Source organism: Streptomyces sp. P6-2-1, assembly GCF_050613165.1.
Classification (GTDB): domain Bacteria; phylum Actinomycetota; class Actinomycetes; order Streptomycetales; family Streptomycetaceae; genus Streptomyces.
In genome coordinates, this window is the sequence record NZ_CP192513.1 from 744536 (window position 1) to 764380 (window position 19845).

Sequence of the window (19845 nt, forward strand, 5' to 3'; positions counted from 1 at the left end):
CTCAGCCGATGTCGGGCGGGTCGACCCGGACGAACAACTGGTCGGCCCCCGCGTCACGCCGCGCCGAGCGGGCCGCGCGCGCCGCCTTGAGCGCCTGCGCGAGCCGGGTGCCGCCCCCGAGCGGGACCCGGACGAGCGCGCGGTTCCACTGCTCCCCCGGGGGCGGCCCGCCCGGGCGCCGCGGCCGGCCCTGCGGCGTGACGGGGAGCGGTACGGGGCCCAGGATCTCGGCCTCGGGAGGCAGTTCGGCCTCGGCGAGGTAGGCGGAGACGACGGCGGGGGGCCCGGAGACCGCTGCCATGCGCGAGACGGGCGGGAAGCGCCGCTCGGCCCGCTCCTCCAGTTCGCGCAGCGCGTGCCCGACCGGGTCCCAGCGCACGAGGGCCTGTACCGGCCGCAGGGTCGGCTCGGCGACGATCACGACGGTGCCGCCCGCGCCCTGTCCCCGTACCAGCGCGGCCGCGTCCAGCCAGCGGCGCAGCGCCTCCTCCTCGGCGCGCAGATCGGGCCGCGCGAGCTGGGCCCAGCCGTCGAGGAGCAGCGCGGCCGTGTACCCGCCGTCGGCGACGGGCTCGGCCCCCGGCGTCGAGACGACGAGCGCGGGACTGGCGGGGACGGTGTCGAGCACCTGCTCGCGGCCCGAGGTGCGCACGGGGACGGCGGGAAAGGCGCGCCCCAGCTCCTCGGCGGTGCGGCGCGCGCCGACGACCTGTGCGCGCAGCCTGTTCCCGCCGCACGCCTCGCAGCGCCAGCCGGTCTCCGTACGGCCGCACCAGCCGCACGTGAGCCGCTCGGCGTCGGGCGCTTCCAGAGGGCCTGAGCAGTTCCGGCAACGGGCGGGCTCGCGGCAGCGGTCGCAGGCGAGGCGGGGCGCGTACCCGCGCCGGGGCACCTGGACGAGCACGGGGCCGTGCCGCAGTCCCTCGCGCGCGGTCTCCCAGGCGAGCGAGGGCAGCCGCGCGGCGCGCGCCGCGGGGTCGCGGGCGACCTCGGTGTCCCCGATGGTGCGTACGCGCGGGGCGAGGGCGCGGGTGGTCTCGCGGGGCGCGGCGAGCGGGTGCGCCCAGCCGCTGCGGACGAGCTGCGCCGCCTCGACGGTGCAGCCGACGGAGCCGAGCAGGAAGGCGGGCGCGCGCGGTCCTTCGGCTCCGGCCTCGCGGGTCGCCCTGAGCACGAGGACTTCACGGGCGTGCGGCTGCGGGGCGTGGTCCTCGCTGTGGCTGCTGTCGCCGTCCTCCCACAGGGCGACGAGGCCGAGGTCGCGGACGGGGGCGAACATCGCCGCGCGGGTGCCGATCGCGGCGCGCACGGCGCCGCGGTGGACGGCGAGCCAGGAGCGGTAGCGCTGTTCGGGCCCGGCGTCGGCGGTGAGCACGGCGTGCTGCCCCGGACCGACGAGCGCGGTGAGGGCGGTGTCGAGGCGCGCGGTGGCGCGGCCGTCGGGGAGGACGACGAGGGCGCCGCGCCCCGACGCGAGGGTCGCGGCGACGGCGCGGGCCAGCTCACCGGCCCACTGGGGCCCCGGCAGGGCGGTCCACACGGCGCGCGGGGACTCGCCGTGCGCGAGCGCGGTGAGGAAACCCGGCCCCTGCGGGTAGCGCTCCCAGCTGTCGGAGGCCGGGGCGGACGGCGGGGGCGGCGGCTCGGGGAAGGCGGGCTTCTCGGCCTTGGCGAGACGCGGCGGGACGGCGAGCTGGAGCACGTCGGCGAGGCTGCCCGCGTACCGCTCGGCGACCTGGCGGGCGAGGGAGAGGAGCGCGGGTGACAGGACGGGCTCGGGCGAGACGACCTGGGCGAGCGCGGCGAGCGGGCCCTGGTAGTCGGAGGCGGCGACGCGCTCGATGAGGTAGCCGTCGATGAGCCCCCCGCCCTCCCTGCGCCCGCCCCGCACCTGCCCCGCGCCGGCCCCGAAGCGCACGCGCACCCGCACGCCGGGCTGTGCCTGCTCGTCCAGCTCGGCGGGCACGGCGTAGTCCCAGGTGCGGTCGAGGTGGACGACGCCCTTGTTCACGAGCACGCGGGCGACCGGGAGGTGCTCCGCCGTCGCGGCCCCCCGCCACGTACGCGGCTTGGCCCTCGGCGGCCGCGCCTTGCGCACGCTCTCCCTGATCAGGGCCAGCTGCTCGGCCCCGTTCGCCTGATCGTCACTGCTCACGCCTTCAGATGTACCAGACGCCTCGGACAGGCGAGCGCCACGCCGGGGACCGCGGACCGCCCCCGCGAAGGCGGACGGCCCGGGCCGCACGCCGCAGCGTGGGACCCGGGCCGCGTACGCCTGCCGGACGGGCGCCTACAGCCCCGCGGCCTTGCGCAGCGCGTCGACGCGGTCCGTCTTCTCCCAGGTGAACTCCGGCTCCGGACGGCCGAAGTGGCCGTAGGCGGCGGTCTTGGAGTAGATGGGGCGGAGCAGGTCGAGGTCGCGGATGATCGCGGCCGGGCGCAGGTCGAAGACCTGGGCGATGGCCTGCTCGATCTTGTCGACCTCGGTCTTGGCGGTGCCGAAGGTCTCGACGAAGAGACCGACCGGCTCGGCCTTGCCGATCGCGTACGCGACCTGGACCTCGCAGCGCGCGGCGAGCCCGGCGGCGACGACGTTCTTGGCGACCCAGCGCATCGCGTAGGCGGCCGAGCGGTCGACCTTGGACGGGTCCTTGCCGGAGAAGGCGCCGCCACCGTGGCGGGCCATGCCGCCGTACGTGTCGATGATGATCTTGCGCCCGGTGAGCCCCGCGTCGCCCATCGGGCCGCCGATCTCGAAACGCCCCGTCGGGTTGACGAGGAGGCGGTAGCCCTCGGTCTCCAGCTTGATGCCGTCGTCGAGGAGCGCCTTCAGCTCGGGCTCCACGACGAACTCGCGGATGTCCGGGGTGAGGAGCTGGTCGAGGTCGATGTCCGAGGCGTGCTGCGAGGAGACGACCACGGTGTCGAGGCGGACGGCCTTGTCGCCGTCGTACTCGATGGTGACCTGGGTCTTCCCGTCGGGGCGCAGGTAGGGGATGGTCCCGTTCTTGCGCGCCTCGGAGAGCCGCCGCGAGAGGCGGTGGGCGAGGTGGATCGGGAGCGGCATGAGGTCGGGGGTCTCGTCGCAGGCGTAGCCGAACATGAGGCCCTGGTCCCCGGCGCCCTGCCGGTCCAGCTCGTCGTCGTCGCCCTCGACCCGGTTCTCGTAGGCGGAGTCGACGCCCTGCGCGATGTCGGGCGACTGCGAGCCGATGGAGACCGAGACGCCGCAGGAGGCGCCGTCGAAGCCCTTCTTCGAGGAGTCGTAGCCGATTTCGAGGATCTTCTCGCGCACGAGCTGGGCGATCGGGGCGTACGCCTTGGTGGTCACCTCCCCGGCCACGTGGACGAGACCGGTGGTGATGAGGGTCTCGACGGCGACGCGCGAGGTGGGGTCCTCGCGCAGCAAGGCGTCCAGAATGGTGTCGCTGATCTGGTCAGCGATCTTGTCGGGGTGCCCCTCGGTGACGGACTCCGAGGTGAACAGGCGACGGGACACAACGCTCCCTGGGGTTGCAGCGGCTGCTGGCTGATCATGGGTGAACCGTCCGGGAGCTGCACCCGGGACGGTTCCCCGCCAGTTTATCGGTCACGCTGTGCCGCCGGTCGGGGTGTCTCGCCTTTCGGGAGCGCTGTGATCTGCGGCACCGCGTCTGTCGGGGCATTGTCGGGTGCGGGCCGTGTGGGGCGCCAGGGGCCGCGCCGCATTCGGCGGCCGCCTGTCGCACGACCGCAATACAACGGCCGCCCGGGTGCGGGGCTACCCCAGTCGCGCGGCGACGAGGTCCCACACCGTGTGGGCGAGGCCCTCCTTCGGCCCGTACGGCACGGGGGTCTCGCTGCCGTCCGCGCCGAGGACGACGGCCTCGCTGGACTCGGCGCCGAAGGTCTTCGTCTCGCCGACCTCGTTGACGACGAGGAGGTCGCAGCCCTTGCGGGCGAGCTTGGCGCGTCCGTGCGCGAGGACGTCGTCGGTCTCGGCGGCGAAGCCGACCACGAGCTGCCCCGCGCGGGCGCGGTGCGCGGACAGCTCGGCGAGGATGTCGGGGTTGCGGACGAGGGCGAGCGGCTCGGGCTCGGCGTCGTCCTTCTTCTTGATCTTGCCCGGGGCGTACGTGGCGGGGCGGAAGTCGGCGACGGCGGCGGCCATCACGACGGCGTCCGCATCCGGCGCGGCCGCGCGCAGCGCCTCGCGCAGTTCGGCGGTGCTCGACACGGGCACGACCTCGACGCCCGCGGGGGCGGCGAGCGCGGTGTTGGCGGCGACGAGCGTGACGCGGGCGCCGCGCGCGGCGGCGGTGCGGGCGAGCGCGTAGCCCTGCTTGCCCGAGGAGCGGTTGCCGAGGAAGCGGACCGGGTCGAGTGCTTCGCGGGTGCCGCCCGCGCTGATGAGGACGTGGCGTCCCACGAGGTCCTGGGGCGCGTCGGGGCGGGCGAGGACCTGGCGGCAGTACGCGAAGATCTCGGCCGGGTCGGGGAAGCGGCCCTTGCCCGTGTCGGCCCCGGTGAGGCGCCCCGAGGCGGGCTCGATGACGTGGACGCCGCGGCGGCGCAGGGTCGCGACGTTCTCCTGGGTCGCCGGGTGCTCCCACATCTCGGTGTGCATCGCGGGGGCGAGGACGACGGGGCAGCGGGCCGTGAGGAGCGTGTTGGTGAGGAGGTCGTCGGCGAGGCCGTGCGCGGCCTTGGCGAGCAGGTCGGTCGTGGCGGGCGCGACGATCACCAGGTCGGCCTCCTGGCCGAGCCGCACGTGCGGGACCTCGTGGACGTCCTCCCACACCTCGGTGCTCACCGGCTGCCCGGACAGGGCCGCCCAGGTGGCGGCGCCGACGAAGTGGAGGGCCGCAGCGGTCGGCACGACCCGTACCTCGTGGCCGGTCTCGGTGAGCCGCCGCAGCAGCTCACAGGCCTTGTACGCGGCGATCCCGCCGCTCACGCCCAGCACTACCTTCGGCTTCGTCACCGCTCACTCCCGGCTCGGTCGGGTACGCCGGGCGACGTACCGCCTGGTCGCGGCGCGCCCGGTGCGCGCACCGCGTGATCGCTCTGACCCATCACACACCACGGGCCCGGCAGCGGTGCTGCCGGGCCCGTGCTGGAGGCCGTCCGGTCGGGCCGGACGCCCTGGGCTCACTGAACCGGGTTCTCCGTGGCCTCGGAGGTGAGCAGGCCCGCGTTGATCTCGCGGAGAGCGATCGAGAGCGGCTTCTCATGGACGTGGGTGTCCACGAGCGGGCCGACGTACTCCAGCAGGCCCTCGCCGAGCTGGGAGTAGTACGCGTTGATCTGGCGAGCACGCTTGGCCGCGTAGATCACGAGGCTGTACTTCGAGTCCGTGGCTTCGAGCAGCTCGTCGATCGGCGGGTTGATGATGCCCTCGGGCGTGGTGATGGAAGAGGACACGCTCTGCCTTCCGACGGGGGAAAAAGAAATCATGAGACGGATGTCAAGGCTAGCAGCTCGCGGGAGACGTCCTCGACCGCCGTGTTGACGAGGGTCACGTCGAACTCGGACTCCGCCGCGAGTTCGACCCGGGCCGCCGCGAGCCTGCGTTCGATGACCTCGGGCTCCTCGGTACCGCGCCCGGTGAGGCGGCGGACCAGCTCCTCCCAGCTCGGCGGGGCGAGGAAGACGAGCCTGGCCTCGGGCATGGAGGCGCGCACGAGGCGGGCGCCCTGGAGGTCGATCTCCAGGAGGACCGGCTCACCGCGCTCCAGGCGCTCGGTGACGGCGGCGCGCGGGGTGCCGTAGCGGTTGCCCGCGAACTCGGCCCATTCGAGCAGCTCACCATTGGCGACGAGCTTGTCGAACTCGTCGTCGGAGACGAAGAAGTACTGCACCCCGTGCTGCTCCCCGGGGCGGGGCTTGCGGGTCGTGGCCGAGACGGAGAGCCAGATCTCGGGGTGTTCCTTGCGCAGGTGCGCGACGACCGTGCTCTTGCCGACCCCGGAGGGTCCTGAGAGCACGGTCAGCCGTGGACGAGCGTCCGGGGGTACTGCGGGGGACGTCCCCGGGGTTGAAGCAGCCATGAAGCGATTATTCCAGTCCCGGCCGGGTGCCGGGAACGAAGGTGGCCGGGTGCCGGGGGCCCAGGGCCCCCGGCACCCTGCCGCGCTCAGGCCGCGGTGCTGCCGAACTCGCGCTCCAGGGAAGCGATCTGGTTGGAGCCGAGACCCCGCACGCGACGGCTCTTGGAGATGCCGAGACGCTCCATGATCTGGTTGGCGCGGACCTTGCCGACGCCGGGAAGCGACTCAAGGAGGGCGGAGACCTTCATCTTGCCGATGACGTCGTTCTCCTGGCCCTGCTTGATGACCTCGTGGAGGGAGGCACCGGAGTGCTTGAGCCGGTTCTTGACCTCGGCCCGCTCCCGGCGAGCCGCGGCGGCCTTTTCGAGCGCGGCTGCGCGCTGTTCAGGGGTAAGGGGCGGAAGAGCCACGCCTACGTCACCTCGGATGTCGAACTTGTCGGATACGGACCGGTGCGACCGCGGGCGGTCTCACCACCGGGTGAGCAGGCGAACCGGAATCGGCGCTCGTCCGCTCTCGACGGAGACTAGCGGCACAGAGGGCCCGAGTCAGCGAGAACAGCGGAAAAGTCCAGGTCAGCTGAGGTTGGCGGGGATATTTGGGGCAAAACATGTCAGTTTTCGGGGTGTGGCGCCGAGATTTCCTGGCGCGCGCACCGAAGTTCGCGGCGCGAACAGGGGACTTCGGGGACTCGGGCACCGGACGCGGGGGTGCGGGAGCCGCCTCGGCGGGCTCGCGCGGGGTACGGAGCGCGCCCGCCCTCCGTGCCCGTCCCCGCGCGCGGGCTCGTACGCCCCTCCCCCGCACCCGCCCCGTTCTCAGCCGAGAGCTGTCCGGATCTCGTCGGTCAGTCGCTCCGCCACCTCGCGCAGACCCGCCACCGAGGGGCCCGCGCGCAGGATGCCGCGGCTGACGCTCGGCAGGACGTTGCGCGCCTCGTCGCCGAAGAGCGCGGGGAGGTCGGCGGGTGTGGCGCCCTGGGCGCCGATGCCGGGGGCGAGGAGCGGTCCGTTGACGGCGAGGTCCGCCTCCGTACGGCCGAGGGTCGCGCCGACGACCGCGCCGTAGGAGCCGAGCGGGCTCGCCCCCGCGTTCTCGGCGGCGAGGTGGTCGAGTACGAGCTGCGCGAGGCTGCGCCCGTCGGCGGCGCGCGCGCCCTGCACCTCGGCACCCTCGGGATTGGAGGTGAGCGCGAGGACGAAGACGCCGGTGCCCGAGGCGGCGGCCGCGTCGAGCGCGGGGCGCAGCGAGCCGAAGCCGAGGTAGGGCGAGACGGTGACGGCGTCGGAGAAGAGCGGCGACGCCGGGTCCAGGTAGGTCGCCGCGTAGGCGGCCATCGTGGAGCCGATGTCGCCGCGCTTGGCATCGAGCAGGACGAGGGCCCCGGCGGCCCGCGCGTCGGCGACGGCGCGTTCGAGGACGGCGAGGCCGCGCGAGCCGAAGCGCTCGAAGAAGGCGGACTGCGGCTTGAGGACGGCGACGCGGTCCGCGAGGGCGTCGACGACGGTGTGCGTGAAGCGTTCGAGGCCCGCGATGTCGTCGTTCAGGCCCCAGTCGCGCAACAGCGCCGCGTGCGGGTCGATGCCCGCGCACAGCGCGCCGCGGGTGTCCATCGCGTGGCGCAGGCGCGCGCCGAAGGGTTCGGGCGTGGTCGTCATGCGCGGGCCTTCCTGGAGTCGGCGCCCACCGCTTCGGCGAGCGTGGCGTACGGGCTCGCCGCGAGACGCGCGGCGAGGCCCTTCTTGATGCCCCGGGCCCAGAAGGGACCCCGGTAGAGGAACGCGGTGTAGCCCTGGACGAGGGTCGCCCCCGCGAGGACGCGTTCCCAGGCGTCGTCGGCCGTGTCGACGCCGCCCACGCCGATGAGGACGAGGCGGTCGCCGACGCGTGCGTACAGGCGCCGCAGTACCTCCAGCGAGCGGGCCTTGACCGGCGCGCCCGACAGGCCGCCCGTCTCCTGGACGAGGACGGGCGCCGAGCGCAGGCCGAGACCCTCGCGGGCGATCGTGGTGTTGGTCGCGATGATGCCGTCCAGGCCCAGCGCGACGGCGAGGTCGGCGACGGCGTCGACGTCCTCGTCGGCGAGGTCGGGGGCGATCTTGACGAGGAGCGGTACGTGGCGGTGCGGGACCGCGCGGTCGGCCTCGGCGCGCACGGCGGCGAGCAGCGGGCGCAGCGCCTCGGTGGCCTGGAGGTCGCGCAGGCCGGGGGTGTTGGGCGAGGAGACGTTGACGACGAGGTAGTCGGCGTGGACCGCGAGGCGGCGCGTCGACGCGACGTAGTCGGCGACGGCCTCCGCCTCGGGGACGACCTTCGTCTTGCCGATGTTCACACCGACCGTCGTACGCAGCACCGGGCGGCGCGCGGCCAGGCGCGCGGCGACGGCGGCCGAGCCCTCGTTGTTGAAGCCCATGCGGTTGATGACCGCGCGGTCGGCGACGAGGCGGAAGAGGCGCTTCTTCGGGTTGCCCGGCTGGGGCTCGGCGGTGACGGTGCCGATCTCGACGTGGTCGAAGCCGAGCATCGCCATGCCGTCGATGCCGACGGCGTTCTTGTCGAAGCCCGCGGCGAGGCCGAAGGGGCTGTGCAGGCGCAGGCCGAGTGCCTCGGTGCGGAGGTTCTCCGGGTGCGGGTCGAGCACCGCCGCGGCGAAAGTGCGCAGGACAGGGACGCGGGCGGCGAGGCGAATCCAGCGGAAGGCGAGGTGGTGGGCGCGTTCGGGGTCCATGCGCCGGAAGAGGAGGCGGAAGAAGAGTGCGTACACGGGAGGGTCCGTCCGGGTCGGCGGGGCAGCGGGGCGGCGGGGGCCGGGTGGTGGATGGGGGCGGCGGGCATGGAGAGGGGGACACCGCCTGGAAAACGATGTCCCCCTCGTACCGCTTCAGGGACCTACGACTCCTTGCGGGCCGCCGTCAGGCGCTCCGCGTGCTCCTGGAGCGAGGCGACGCCCGTCGCGCCCCTGCCGAGCGCCTCGATGCCCTGCACGGCGGCGGCGAGCGCCTGGACCGTGGTGAGGCAGGGCACCGCGCGGGCGACGGCGGCGGTGCGGATCTCGTAGCCGTCGAGGCGCCCGCTCGTGCCGTAGGGCGTGTTGACGATGAGGTCGACGCCGCCCTCGTGGATGAGCTGGACGATCGTCTTCTCTCCGGCGGGGCCCTCGCCCTCGTACTGCTTGCGCACGACGGTCGCGGGGATGCCGTGGCGCTGGAGCACCTCGGCGGTGCCGGAGGTCGCGAGCAGTTCGAAGCCGTGCTGGGCGAGTGCGCGGGCGGGGAAGATCATCGCGCGCTTGTCGCGGTTGGCGACCGAGATGAAGGCGCGGCCCTTGGTGGGCAGCGGCCCGTACGCGCCTGCCTGCGACTTCGCGTAGGCGGTGCCGAAGACCGCGTCGATGCCCATGACCTCGCCGGTGGAGCGCATCTCCGGGCCGAGGACGGTGTCGACGCCGCGCCCCGAGGTGTCGCGGAAGCGCGACCAGGGCATGACGGCCTCCTTGACGGAGATCGGCGCGTCGAGCGGGAGCGTGCCGCCGTCCCCGGTGGCGGGGAGGAGCCCCTCGGCGCGCAGTTCGGCGACGGTCGCGCCGAGCGAGATGCGCGCGGCGGCCTTCGCGAGCGGTACGGCGGTGGCCTTGGACGTGAAGGGCACGGTGCGCGAGGCGCGCGGGTTGGCCTCCAGGACGTAGAGGATGTCGCCGGAGAGCGCGAACTGGATGTTGATGAGCCCGCGCACGCCGACGCCCTTGGCGATCGCCTCGGTCGAGGTGCGCAGCCGCTTGATGTCGTAACCGCCGAGGGTGATGGGCGGCAGGGCGCACGCCGAGTCGCCGGAGTGGATACCGGCCTCCTCGATGTGCTCCATGACGCCGCCGAGGTACAGCTCCTCGCCGTCGTAGAGGGCGTCGACGTCGATCTCGATCGTGTCGTCGAGGAAGCGGTCGACGAGGACGGGGCGCGAGGGGCTGATCTCGGTGGACTCCTCGATGTACGCGGCGAGGCGGGTCTCGTCGTAGACGATCTCCATGCCGCGCCCGCCGAGCACGTACGAGGGGCGGACCAGGACCGGGTAGCCGATCTCGTCGGCGATGGCCTTGGCCCCGGCGAAGGTCGTGGCCGTGCCGTGCTTGGGCGCGGGCAGTCCCGCCTCGGCGAGGACACGGCCGAAGGCGCCGCGGTCCTCGGCGGCGTCGATCGCCTCGGGCGGGGTGCCGACGATGGGCACGCCGTTGTCCTTGAGCGCCTGTGCCAGGCCGAGCGGGGTCTGTCCGCCGAGCTGGACGAGGACCCCGGCGACGGGCCCGGCCTGCTGCTCGGCGTGGACGATCTCCAGGACGTCCTCCAGCGTGAGCGGCTCGAAGTAGAGCCGGTCGGAGGTGTCGTAGTCGGTGGAGACGGTCTCGGGGTTGCAGTTGACCATGACGGTCTCGTAGCCCGCTTCGCTGAGCGCGAAGGAGGCGTGGACGCAGGAGTAGTCGAACTCGATGCCCTGGCCGATGCGGTTGGGGCCCGAACCGAGGATGATCACGGCGGGCTTCTCGCGCGCCGCGACCTCGGTCTCCTCGTCGTAGGAGGAGTAGAAGTACGGGGTCCTCGCGGCGAACTCGGCGGCGCAGGTGTCGACGGTCTTGTAGACGGGGCGCAGGCCGAGGGCGTGGCGCACCTCGCGTACGACGTCCTCGCGCAGTCCGCGCACGGCGGCGATCTGCTGGTCCGAGAAGCCGTGCCGCTTGGCCTCGGCGAGGAGTTCGCGGGTCAGCTCGGGCGCGTCGGCGAGTTCGTCGGCGACCTCCTTGAGGAGGAAGAGCTGGTCGACGAACCAGGGGTCGATACGGGTGTGCGCGAAGATCTCCTCGGGGCTCGCCCCGGCGCGGATCGCGGCCATGACGGTGTTGACGCGGCCGTCGGTGGGGCGCTCGGCGATGCGGAGCAGTTCGTCCTTGTCCCCGGTGGGCCCGGCGAAGTCGAACTGGCTGCCCTTCTTCTCCAGGGAGCGCAGGGCCTTCTGGAACGCCTCGGTGAAGTTGCGGCCGATCGCCATCGCCTCGCCGACCGACTTCATCGTCGTGGTGAGCGTGGAGTCGGCGGAGGGGAACTTCTCGAAGGCGAAGCGGGGGGCCTTGACGACGACGTAGTCGAGGGTCGGCTCGAAGGAGGCCGGGGTCTGCTCGGTGATGTCGTTGGGGATCTCGTCGAGCGTGTAGCCGACGGCGAGCTTCGCGGCGATCTTGGCGATCGGGAAACCGGTCGCCTTCGAGGCGAGCGCCGAGGAGCGCGAGACGCGCGGGTTCATCTCGATGACGATGATCCGGCCGTCCTCGGGGTTCACCGCGAACTGGATGTTGCAGCCGCCGGTGTCGACGCCGACCTCGCGGATGATCGCGATACCGATGTCGCGCAGGCGCTGGTACTCGCGGTCGGTGAGGGTCATGGCGGGCGCGACGGTGATCGAGTCGCCCGTGTGCACGCCCATCGGGTCGAAGTTCTCGATGGAGCAGACGACCACGACGTTGTCGTTGCGGTCGCGCATCAGCTCCAGCTCGTACTCCTTCCAGCCGAGGATGGACTCCTCCAGGAGGACCTCGGTGGTCGGCGAGAGGGTGAGGCCCTGCCCGGCGATGCGGCGCAGTTCCTCCTCGTCGTGCGCGAAGCCCGAGCCCGCGCCGCCCATCGTGAAGGAGGGGCGGACGACGACGGGGTAGCCGCCGAGGGTCTCGACGCCGGCGAGGACGTCGTTCATGGAGTGGCAGATGACCGAGCGCGCGGACTCGCCGTGGCCGATCTTCTTGCGGACCTCCTCGACGACTCCCTTGAAGAGGTCGCGGTCCTCGCCCTTGTTGATGGCCTCGACGTTCGCGCCGATCAGCTCGACGCCGTACTTCTCCAGCGTCCCCGCGTCGTGCAGGGAGATCGCCGTGTTGAGCGCGGTCTGCCCGCCGAGGGTCGGCAGGAGGACGTCGGGGCGCTCCTTGGCGATGATCTTCTCGACGTACTCGGGCGTGATCGGCTCGACGTACGTGGCGTCGGCGATCTCCGGGTCGGTCATGATCGTCGCCGGGTTGGAGTTGACGAGGATCACGCGCAGGCCCTCGGCGCGCAGGACGCGGCAGGCCTGGGTCCCGGAGTAGTCGAACTCGGCGGCCTGGCCGATGACGATCGGGCCGGAGCCGATGACCAGGACGGACTGGATATCGGTGCGCTTAGGCACGCTGGCCCTCCATCAGAGACGTGAAGCGGTCGAAGAGGTACGCGGCGTCGTGCGGGCCCGCGGCGGCTTCGGGGTGGTACTGGACGCTGAAAGCGGGGCGGTCGAGGAGCTGGAGCCCTTCGACGACGTTGTCGTTGAGGCACACGTGGGAGACCTCGACGCGTCCGTAGGGGGTCTCGGAGACCTTGTCGAGCGGCGCGTCGACGGCGAAGCCGTGGTTGTGCGCGGTGACCTCGACCTTGCCGGTGGCACGGTCCTGGACGGGCTGGTTGATGCCCCGGTGGCCGTACTTGAGCTTGTACGTGCCGAAGCCGAGCGCGCGGCCCAGGATCTGGTTGCCGAAGCAGATCCCGAAGAGCGGCGTGCCGCGCTCCAGGACCTCGCGCATGAGGGCGACGGGGTGCTCGGCGGTCCCGGGGTCGCCGGGGCCGTTGGAGAAGAAGACGCCGTCGGGCGCGACCGCGTAGACGTCCTCGGCGGTCGCCGTCGCGGGCAGGACGTGCACCTCGATGCCGCGCTCGGCCATGCGGTGCGGGGTCATGCCCTTGATGCCGAGGTCGATCGCGGCCACGGTGAACTTCTTGGTGCCGACCGCGGGGACGACGTACGCCTGCTCGGTGGCGACCTCGGCGGAGAGGTCGGCGCCCTTCATCTCGGGGGCCTGCCTGACCCGTTCCAGGGCCTCGGCGTCGCTCGGGAGCGTCGCGCCGCTGAAGATGCCGACGCGCATCGCGCCGCGCTCGCGCAGGTGGCGGGTGAGGGCGCGGGTGTCGACGCCGGAGATCCCGACGACGCCCTGCTGCTCCAGCTCCGCGTCCAGGGTGCGCCGGGAGCGCCAGTTGGAGGGGCGGCGTGCGGGGTCGCGGACGACGTAGCCGGCGACCCAGACGCGGCGGGACTCGGGGTCCTCGTCGTTGACGCCGGTGTTGCCGATGTGCGGGGCCGTCATGACGACGACCTGGCGGTGGTACGAGGGGTCGGTCAGGGTCTCCTGGTAGCCGGTCATGCCGGTGGAGAAGACGGCTTCGCCGAAGGTCTCCCCCACGGCCCCGTAGGCGCGGCCGCGAAAGACGCGGCCGTCCTCCAGGACGAGTACGGCAGCGGGCGTCTGGTGGCGCCCCTGGGTGGAGGTCGTCATCGTGCGGCGCCTTCCGTCGTGGTGGTCGGGTGGTTCTGTGCGGGGGTGCCGCTCGCGGCGTTGAGCGCGGCGACCCACGCGGGGTGCTCGGCGGCCCGCTCGGAGCGGAAGCCGGAGTCGATGAGGGTGTCCCCGTGGGCCCAGGTCACGACGAGGAGGCCGTTCTCGGTGAGGACCTTCCCCGCGATGCCCTTGTCGAGGCGGGCACCGCGCAGGGCCGCGGTGGGGACGAAGAAGTCGGGGGCGCCGGGGCGCTCGACGGTGAGCCCGGCGGGGCGCAGGCTCAGTTCGGCGCGGCTGCGGGTGCCGAGGCCGTGCGCGACGATCCGGTCGAGCCACTGCCCGGCGGTCGTGGAGCCGTGGTAGCGGCCGCTGAGCGTGAGGCTCGGCTCGGCGGGGTCGTCGGGGACCTCGGGGAGCGCGGGCAGCCCGGACTGGAGGGTGCCGCGCCACTTCCAGCCCTCGCGCATGAGCCAGTACACGAGGGTGACGAAGAGCAACAGCCCGACGATCCAGCCGACGCGGCCGGCCCAGTCGGTCACGTCGGCGGACTTCTGTCCGTCGGCGAGCAGGGTGTCCGCCGTGGCGGTGAGGTAGGTCACGCGAGGGTCCCGTCGACGAGGGTCGCGCGGCCCCGCAGGAAGGTGTGGGTGACGCGTCCCGGCAGGTCCAGGCCCCGGTAGGGGGTGTTCCTGCTGCGGGAGGCGAACCCGGCGGGGTCCACCGTTCCACGGTAGCCGGGGTCGAGCAGGGTCAGGTTCGCGGGCTCACCGGCGGCGATCGGCCGGCCGTGTCCTTCGAGGCGGCCGATGCGGGCCGGGCGGAAGGACATGCGCGCGGCGACACCCGCCCAGTCGAGGAGCCCGGTGTCGACCATCGCGTGCTGGACGACGGAGAGCGCGGTCTCCAGGCCGACCATGCCCATCGCCGCCGCGGCCCACTCGCAGTCCTTGTCCTCCTGCGGGTGCGGGGCGTGGTCGGTGGCGACGCAGTCGATGGTGCCGTCGGCGAGCCCGGCGCGCAGGGCCTGGACGTCGGCCTCGGTGCGCAGCGGCGGGTTGACCTTGTAGACGGGGTCGTAGCCGCGTACCAGCTCGTCGGTGAGGAGGAGGTGGTGCGGGGTGACCTCGGCGGTGACGTCCCAGCCCTTGGACTTGGCCCAGCGGACGATCTCGACGGACCCGGCGGTGGAGACGTGGCACACGTGGAGGCGGGAGCCGACGTGGGCGGCGAGGAGGACGTCGCGGGCGATGACCGACTCCTCGGCGACGGCGGGCCAGCCGCCGAGGCCCAGTTCGGCGGAGACGGTGCCCTCGTTCATCTGGGCGCCCTCGGTGAGGCGGGGCTCCTGGGCGTGCTGCGCGACGACGCCGCCGAAGGCCTTCACGTACTCCAGGGCGCGCCGCATGATCACGGCGTCGTCGACGCACTTGCCGTCGTCGGAGAAGACCTTCACGGCGGCCGCCGAGTCGTGCATCGCGCCGAGTTCGGCGAGCTGCTTGCCCTCCAGGCCCACGGTGACGGCCCCGACGGGCTGCACGTCGCAGTAGCCGGACTCACGGCCCAGGCGCCACACCTGCTCGACGACGCCCGCGGTGTCGGCGACGGGGAAGGTGTTCGCCATCGCGTGCACCGCGGTGTAGCCGCCCTTGGCGGCGGCGCGGGTGCCGGTGAGGACGGTCTCGGAGTCCTCGCGGCCGGGCTCGCGCAGGTGCGTGTGGAGGTCGACGAGCCCCGGCAGCAGGACGCGCCCCACCGCCTCGATCACGGTCGCGTCGCCGGCCTCGATGCCGGGGCCGACCTGGGCGATGGTCTCGCCCTCGACGAGGACGTCGGTGGGCTCGCCGCCGAGGACGCGGGCACCGCGGATCAGGGTCTTGTTCACGGAGGTCATGTGCTTACTTCTCCTCGGCCTGGACGGCGGCGGGTCGGCTGTGGGTGGGGGCGGGCTCCTGGCCGCCGAGCAGCAGGTAGAGCACGGCCATGCGGACGGAGACGCCGTTGGCGACCTGCTCGACGACGGTGCAGCGCGGCGAGTCGGCGACCTCGGCGGTGATCTCCATGCCGCGCACCATCGGTCCGGGGTGCATGACGACGGCGTGCCCGGGCATGCGCGCCATCCGCTGCGCGTCGAGCCCGTAGCGTCGCGCGTACTCGCGCTCGGTGGGGAAGTACGCGGCGTTCATCCGCTCGCGCTGGACGCGCAGCATCATGACGGCGTCGGCCTCGGGCAGGGCGGCGTCGAGGTCGTAGGAGATCTCGCAGGGCCAGGTCTCCGCGCCGACCGGGAGCAGGGTCGGCGGGGCGACGAGGGTCACGTGGGCGCCGAGGGTGTGGAGCAGGTCGACGTTGGAGCGGGCGACGCGGCTGTGCAGGATGTCGCCGACGAGGGTGACGCGGCGGCCCTTGAGGTCGGCGCCCAGCGGGGCGGGCCCGAGGAGCCTGCGGCGCAGCGTGAAGGCGTCCAGGAGGGCCTGGGTGGGGTGCTGGTGGGTGCCGTCGCCCGCGTTGATGACGGCGGCGTCGATCCAGCCCGTCGTGGCGAGGCGCTGCGGGGCGCCCGAGGCGCTGTGCCGGATGACGACGGCGTCGACGCCCATCGCCTCCAGGGTCTGCGCGGTGTCCTTGAGCGATTCGCCCTTGGAGACGCTGGAGCCCTTGGCGGCGAAGTTGATGACATCGGCGGAGAGGCGCTTCTCGGCCACCTCGAAGGAGGTGCGGGTGCGCGTGGAGTCCTCGAAGAAGAGGTTGACCACGGTGCGGCCGCGCAGGGTCGGCAGTTTCTTGATGGGCCGGTCGGCCACCCGCGCCATTTCCTCGGCGGTGTCGAGGATCTGGACGGCTTCGTCGCGGGAGAGGTCGGCGGCCGAGATGAGGTGTCGCATCATCCGGGGCTCCTGGGGGCAGGCTCGGGGAGGTCTGGGGGTACGGCGGCGGGGCGGCGCTCGGCCGCGCGCGGGCGTGCGGGCACACCGGCTCACCCGGTCGGGCGAGCGGGGGCCTTCGGGTGGGCGCTAGCGGGGCGCGGTGCCGCCGAGCAGCACGGCGTCGCGGCCGTCCTCCTCGGTGAGCTGCACCTTGACGGTCTCGCGCAGCGAGGTGGGGAGGTTCTTTCCGACGTAGTCCGCGCGGATCGGCAGCTCGCGGTGGCCCCGGTCGACGAGGACGGCGAGCTGGACGGCGCGGGGGCGGCCGATGTCGCCGAGCGCGTCGAGTGCGGCGCGGATGGTGCGGCCGGAGAAGAGCACGTCGTCGACGAGCACGACGAGGCGGCCGTCGAGTCCTTCGGCCGGGATCTCGGTGCGGCCGAGGGCGCGGGCGGGCTTGAGGCGCAGGTCGTCGCGGTACATCGTGATGTCGAGCGAGCCGGTGGGGACCGGGCGCCCGGTGATCGTGGCGAGTTTCGCCGCGAGGCGCTCCGCGAGGTGCACCCCGCGCGTCGGGATGCCGAGCAGCACCACGTCGTCGGCGCCCTTGGCGCGTTCGACGATCTCGTGGGCGATGCGGGTGAGCACCCGGGCGATGTCGGGGCCTTCGAGTACGGGCCTGGGCCCGCCGGGCTCCCCTTCGGGAGTACTGCCCGAGGTGTGGCTGTCCATGGAGGGACCTCCTTCTCCGCCTCACGGGACGGCTCTTAAAGGACGTCTGAATTGCGCCACCCACGCTACCAGGGGCAAGAATGAGGACGGGAACCCCCCTGCCCCCGGGCCGGGTGACGCCCGTCACCACGCGGGGACCGGGGTTCGGGGGTCGCCCCGGCCGAAGGCTGGGGCGGGAGGTCCACCGGTTCCGCTTGACGCAGGCAAATCACGCTGCGTAACCTCACCGTGAGTCACCAGCCTTTGCGGCTGGGCCGCACATTGTCACAGTGTCCGGGGAGCTATATGTCCAGCGAATACGCCAAACAGCTCGGGGCCAAGCTCCGGGCCATCCGCACCCAGCAGGGCCTCTCCCTCCACGGTGTCGAGGAGAAGTCCCAGGGGCGCTGGAAGGCGGTCGTGGTCGGTTCGTACGAGCGGGGCGACCGCGCGGTCACCGTTCAGCGTCTCGCCGAGCTGGCCGACTTCTACGGGGTTCCCGTCCAGGAGCTGCTGCCGGGCACCACGCCCGGCGGTGCGGCCGAGCCGCCGCCCAAGCTCGTTCTCGACCTGGAGCGTCTCGCCACCGTCCCCGCCGAGAAGGCGGGGCCGCTTCAGCGGTACGCCGCGACCATCCAGTCCCAGCGCGGGGACTACAACGGCAAGGTCCTCTCGATCCGCCAGGACGACCTGCGCACCCTCGCCGTCATCTACGACCAGTCCCCCTCGGTCCTGACCGAGCAGCTCATCAGCTGGGGAGTGCTGGACGCGGACGCGCGCCGAGCGGTGGCGCACGAGGAGGGCTGAGCCCCGCCTCGCCACCACCAGTACGCACGAAAGGGTGAGCCGGGAATCCGACCGGCTCACCCTTTCGGCGTAACGGCGCACGGCGGTTCCCGACGGGCCCGCTGTCAGGCCCCCGAACCGGTACGGCCCGGCTCCAGGGGCGCCGGGCACCCGGCCACCGGCGCACCGGAGGCCGTGCGCGGGGGACGCGGCCGCCGACGCCCCCGCCCGCTTCCCCGTGGACCCCGCGTACGCCGCCACCTCGTCGGGACGCCCCGCCGACGAGCCCCGCGCCCCCCTGAGGGAGTCCGTCGCCCCGCAGCGGGCGCGATGCCCGGACGCGCGCCGGGCCCACGCCCCCGGCCGGGCGCGCGCCTCCGCGCGCGCGGCGCGACAGCTCACGCCGTCGGGCCCCTCATCCCTCCCCCACACCCGGATACAGCCTGCCGATCACCTCGGGCAGGAGGCGGGCCGCGAGGCGAGGCGGCAGGGCCTGGAGGACGGCGAGGACGGGGGCCATGCGCGTGGGCAGGGTGCCGTCGCCGATGCCCGCGAGGTCGAGGGCCAGGGCGACCTCCTCGGGGCCGACCCGGTCGGGGTCGAGCGCGGCGGCGGCCTCGGCGATCGCCGGGTCGACCGTGACCGGGCCGTGCGCCTGCGCTCGTACCACCGACTCGGCGAGGTCCTTCAGGAGCCGCTCCACGGTCTCGGGGGCGGCCACGGCCGCCGTGACGGTCAGGTGCACGTTGGCGGGTGAGCCCGCCGCCGCGGGCTGCGGCTGGAGGTACCAGCCGACCGTGCGCATCTCGTCGGCGAGGACGAAGGGGTCGGGCCCGCCGGGCGCCGCGGCCACGGCGAGGAGCGAGGCGGCGGGCGTGCCGAGGACCCGCAGCCCGGGGACGCGCGCGATGCCGTCGGCGAGAGCGGTGCGCGCGTGGTGCACGCGGACCGCGAGGTCCGTGTACCCCTCGGTGCCGATCCGCTCCGTGACCGCCCAGGCGGCGGCGAGCGGCCCCGCCGACTTCGTGCCCTGGAGCGTCGCGTTGACGACCGGGTAGCCGGGCCAGTCGGCGTGCGCGAACCACCCGTGCCGCCGCAGTTCGGCGTCCCGCAGGAGCAGCAGCGAGGCGCCCTTGGGCGTGTAGCCGTACTTGTGCAGGTCGACGGAGAGGGAGGTCACGCCCGGCACGGAGAGGTCGAAGGGCGCGATGTCCTCGCCCTCGGGCGCGCGCCGCAGGTGGCCGAGGTACCAGCCGCCGATGCACGCGTCCACGTGGCACAGCACTCCGCGTGCGGCGGCTGCCTCGGCGATCTCGGCGACGGGGTCGACGACGCCGTGCGCGTAGGAGGGCGCCGAGGCGACGACGAGCACGGTGTCCTCGGTGAGGGCGGCGCGCACGGTGGCGGGGTCGGGGCGGAAGGTCTCCGGGTCGACGGGGACGGTGACGACCTCCAGGCCGAAGAGGTGGGCCGCCTTGTGGAAGGCGGCGTGCGCGGTGACGGGCAGCACGAGTTGAGGGTGCGTCACTTTCCGTACGGCACGGGCGTGTTCGCGCGCCGTGAGGACGGCAAGGAGGCAGGACTCGGTGCCGCCGCTGGTGAAGGTGCCCACCGTGCCGGGGGCGCCGCCGAGGAGCGCGGCGGCGCGGGCGACGAGGTCGTTCTCCAGCCGGACGACACTGGGGAAGACGGTCATGTCGAGCCCGTTGACCCCGGCGAAGGCGCCGTGCGCCGCGGTGGCGAGCGCGTCGATCCCGCTGTCGGCGGCGTCGTACACGTACGCGAGGGTGCGGCCGCCCTTGACCGGGACGTCGCCCGCGCGCAGGGCCGCGAGGCGCGCGAGTATCGCCGCCTCGGGCGCGGGCAGCGCGGCGGGGCGGGGCAGTCCGAACGGGCTCATGCGGCTCCTTCCGGTCCGGGACCCGCGCGGGGCGCGCTCCCGGGGACGACACGATCGGGGCTCACATCGTGTCGTCCCCGGGCCGCGCGGGCACAGCCCCGCGCAGGAATCCGGCCACGCGCCCCCGTACCGCCGCACGAGCCCTCGGCCACTCGCACGCCCGCACGCCGACGGGCCCGCCCCCGTCTCCGAAGAGGCGGGGGCGGGCCC

Annotated in this window: 16 protein-coding genes; 1 reads left to right on the forward strand and 15 read right to left on the reverse strand. The window is 73.6% G+C overall.

Going from position 1 to position 19845, the window contains the following annotated elements:
* Position 1 precedes the first annotated feature (1 nt).
* The 14 genes from ACQYWQ_RS03310 to pyrR form a co-directional block, all read right to left on the reverse strand.
* A complete protein-coding gene (locus ACQYWQ_RS03310; RefSeq protein WP_431032364.1) occupies positions 2 to 2155 on the reverse strand; it encodes a primosomal protein N' in 2154 nt (717 codons plus the stop codon).
* A gap of 135 nt (positions 2156 to 2290) precedes the next feature.
* Positions 2291 to 3499, reverse strand: a complete 1209-nt coding sequence (gene metK / locus ACQYWQ_RS03315; RefSeq protein ID WP_431032365.1) for a methionine adenosyltransferase — start codon at positions 3497 to 3499, stop codon at positions 2291 to 2293.
* Positions 3500 to 3760: 261 nt separating this feature from the next.
* The gene (gene coaBC / locus ACQYWQ_RS03320) at positions 3761 to 4963 is read right to left on the reverse strand and encodes a bifunctional phosphopantothenoylcysteine decarboxylase/phosphopantothenate--cysteine ligase CoaBC (protein ID WP_431032366.1); all 1203 of its coding nucleotides are present in this window, start codon (positions 4961 to 4963) and stop codon (positions 3761 to 3763) included.
* 167 nt (positions 4964 to 5130) lie between these two features.
* Positions 5131 to 5403, reverse strand: coding sequence for a DNA-directed RNA polymerase subunit omega (rpoZ, locus tag ACQYWQ_RS03325; RefSeq protein ID WP_008748975.1), 273 nt, complete (start codon positions 5401 to 5403; stop codon positions 5131 to 5133).
* A gap of 29 nt (positions 5404 to 5432) precedes the next feature.
* Positions 5433 to 6029, reverse strand: coding sequence for a guanylate kinase (gene gmk, locus ACQYWQ_RS03330; RefSeq protein WP_431032367.1), 597 nt, complete (start codon positions 6027 to 6029; stop codon positions 5433 to 5435).
* A gap of 86 nt (positions 6030 to 6115) precedes the next feature.
* Positions 6116 to 6439 carry an integration host factor gene (locus tag ACQYWQ_RS03335; RefSeq protein WP_007829338.1) on the reverse strand — a complete coding sequence of 108 codons (324 nt, stop codon included), beginning with the start codon at positions 6437 to 6439 and terminating at the stop codon, positions 6116 to 6118.
* Positions 6440 to 6847: 408 nt separating this feature from the next.
* Positions 6848 to 7687: an orotidine-5'-phosphate decarboxylase gene (gene pyrF, locus ACQYWQ_RS03340; RefSeq protein ID WP_431032368.1), complete on the reverse strand. Its 840-nt coding sequence runs from the start codon at positions 7685 to 7687 to the stop codon at positions 6848 to 6850.
* The gene (locus ACQYWQ_RS03345; protein ID WP_431032369.1) at positions 7684 to 8793 is read right to left on the reverse strand and encodes a quinone-dependent dihydroorotate dehydrogenase; all 1110 of its coding nucleotides are present in this window, start codon (positions 8791 to 8793) and stop codon (positions 7684 to 7686) included. Before ACQYWQ_RS03345 ends, pyrF begins: the two co-directional genes overlap by 4 nt.
* Positions 8794 to 8918: 125 nt before the next feature.
* The gene (gene carB / locus ACQYWQ_RS03350; protein WP_431032370.1) at positions 8919 to 12233 is read right to left on the reverse strand and encodes a carbamoyl-phosphate synthase large subunit; all 3315 of its coding nucleotides are present in this window, start codon (positions 12231 to 12233) and stop codon (positions 8919 to 8921) included.
* Positions 12226 to 13371 (reverse strand): glutamine-hydrolyzing carbamoyl-phosphate synthase small subunit, encoded by a 1146-nt coding sequence (carA, locus tag ACQYWQ_RS03355; RefSeq protein ID WP_431032371.1) that lies wholly within the window; start codon positions 13369 to 13371, stop codon positions 12226 to 12228. Before carA ends, carB begins: the two co-directional genes overlap by 8 nt.
* Positions 13368 to 13973, reverse strand: coding sequence for a hypothetical protein (locus ACQYWQ_RS03360; RefSeq protein WP_431032372.1), 606 nt, complete (start codon positions 13971 to 13973; stop codon positions 13368 to 13370). Before ACQYWQ_RS03360 ends, carA begins: the two co-directional genes overlap by 4 nt.
* Entirely contained in the window at positions 13970 to 15256 is a 1287-nt protein-coding gene (locus tag ACQYWQ_RS03365; RefSeq protein ID WP_431039049.1) for a dihydroorotase, read from the reverse strand. Before ACQYWQ_RS03365 ends, ACQYWQ_RS03360 begins: the two co-directional genes overlap by 4 nt.
* Positions 15257 to 15269: 13 nt before the next feature.
* Positions 15270 to 16259, reverse strand: a complete 990-nt coding sequence (locus ACQYWQ_RS03370) for an aspartate carbamoyltransferase catalytic subunit (protein ID WP_431032373.1) — start codon at positions 16257 to 16259, stop codon at positions 15270 to 15272.
* A 126-nt stretch (positions 16260 to 16385) separates the two neighbouring features.
* Entirely contained in the window at positions 16386 to 16970 is a 585-nt protein-coding gene (pyrR, locus tag ACQYWQ_RS03375) for a bifunctional pyr operon transcriptional regulator/uracil phosphoribosyltransferase PyrR (RefSeq protein WP_431032374.1), read from the reverse strand.
* A gap of 285 nt (positions 16971 to 17255) precedes the next feature.
* Here pyrR and bldD point away from each other — a divergent pair, with 285 nt between their 5' ends.
* Positions 17256 to 17756: a transcriptional regulator BldD gene (gene bldD, locus ACQYWQ_RS03380; RefSeq protein WP_007829306.1), complete on the forward strand. Its 501-nt coding sequence runs from the start codon at positions 17256 to 17258 to the stop codon at positions 17754 to 17756.
* Between the two features lie 394 nt (positions 17757 to 18150).
* Here the strand turns inward: bldD and ACQYWQ_RS03385 are convergent, their stop codons facing one another.
* The gene (locus ACQYWQ_RS03385; RefSeq protein WP_431032375.1) at positions 18151 to 19635 is read right to left on the reverse strand and encodes a pyridoxal phosphate-dependent decarboxylase family protein; all 1485 of its coding nucleotides are present in this window, start codon (positions 19633 to 19635) and stop codon (positions 18151 to 18153) included.
* Positions 19636 to 19845 lie beyond the last annotated feature (210 nt).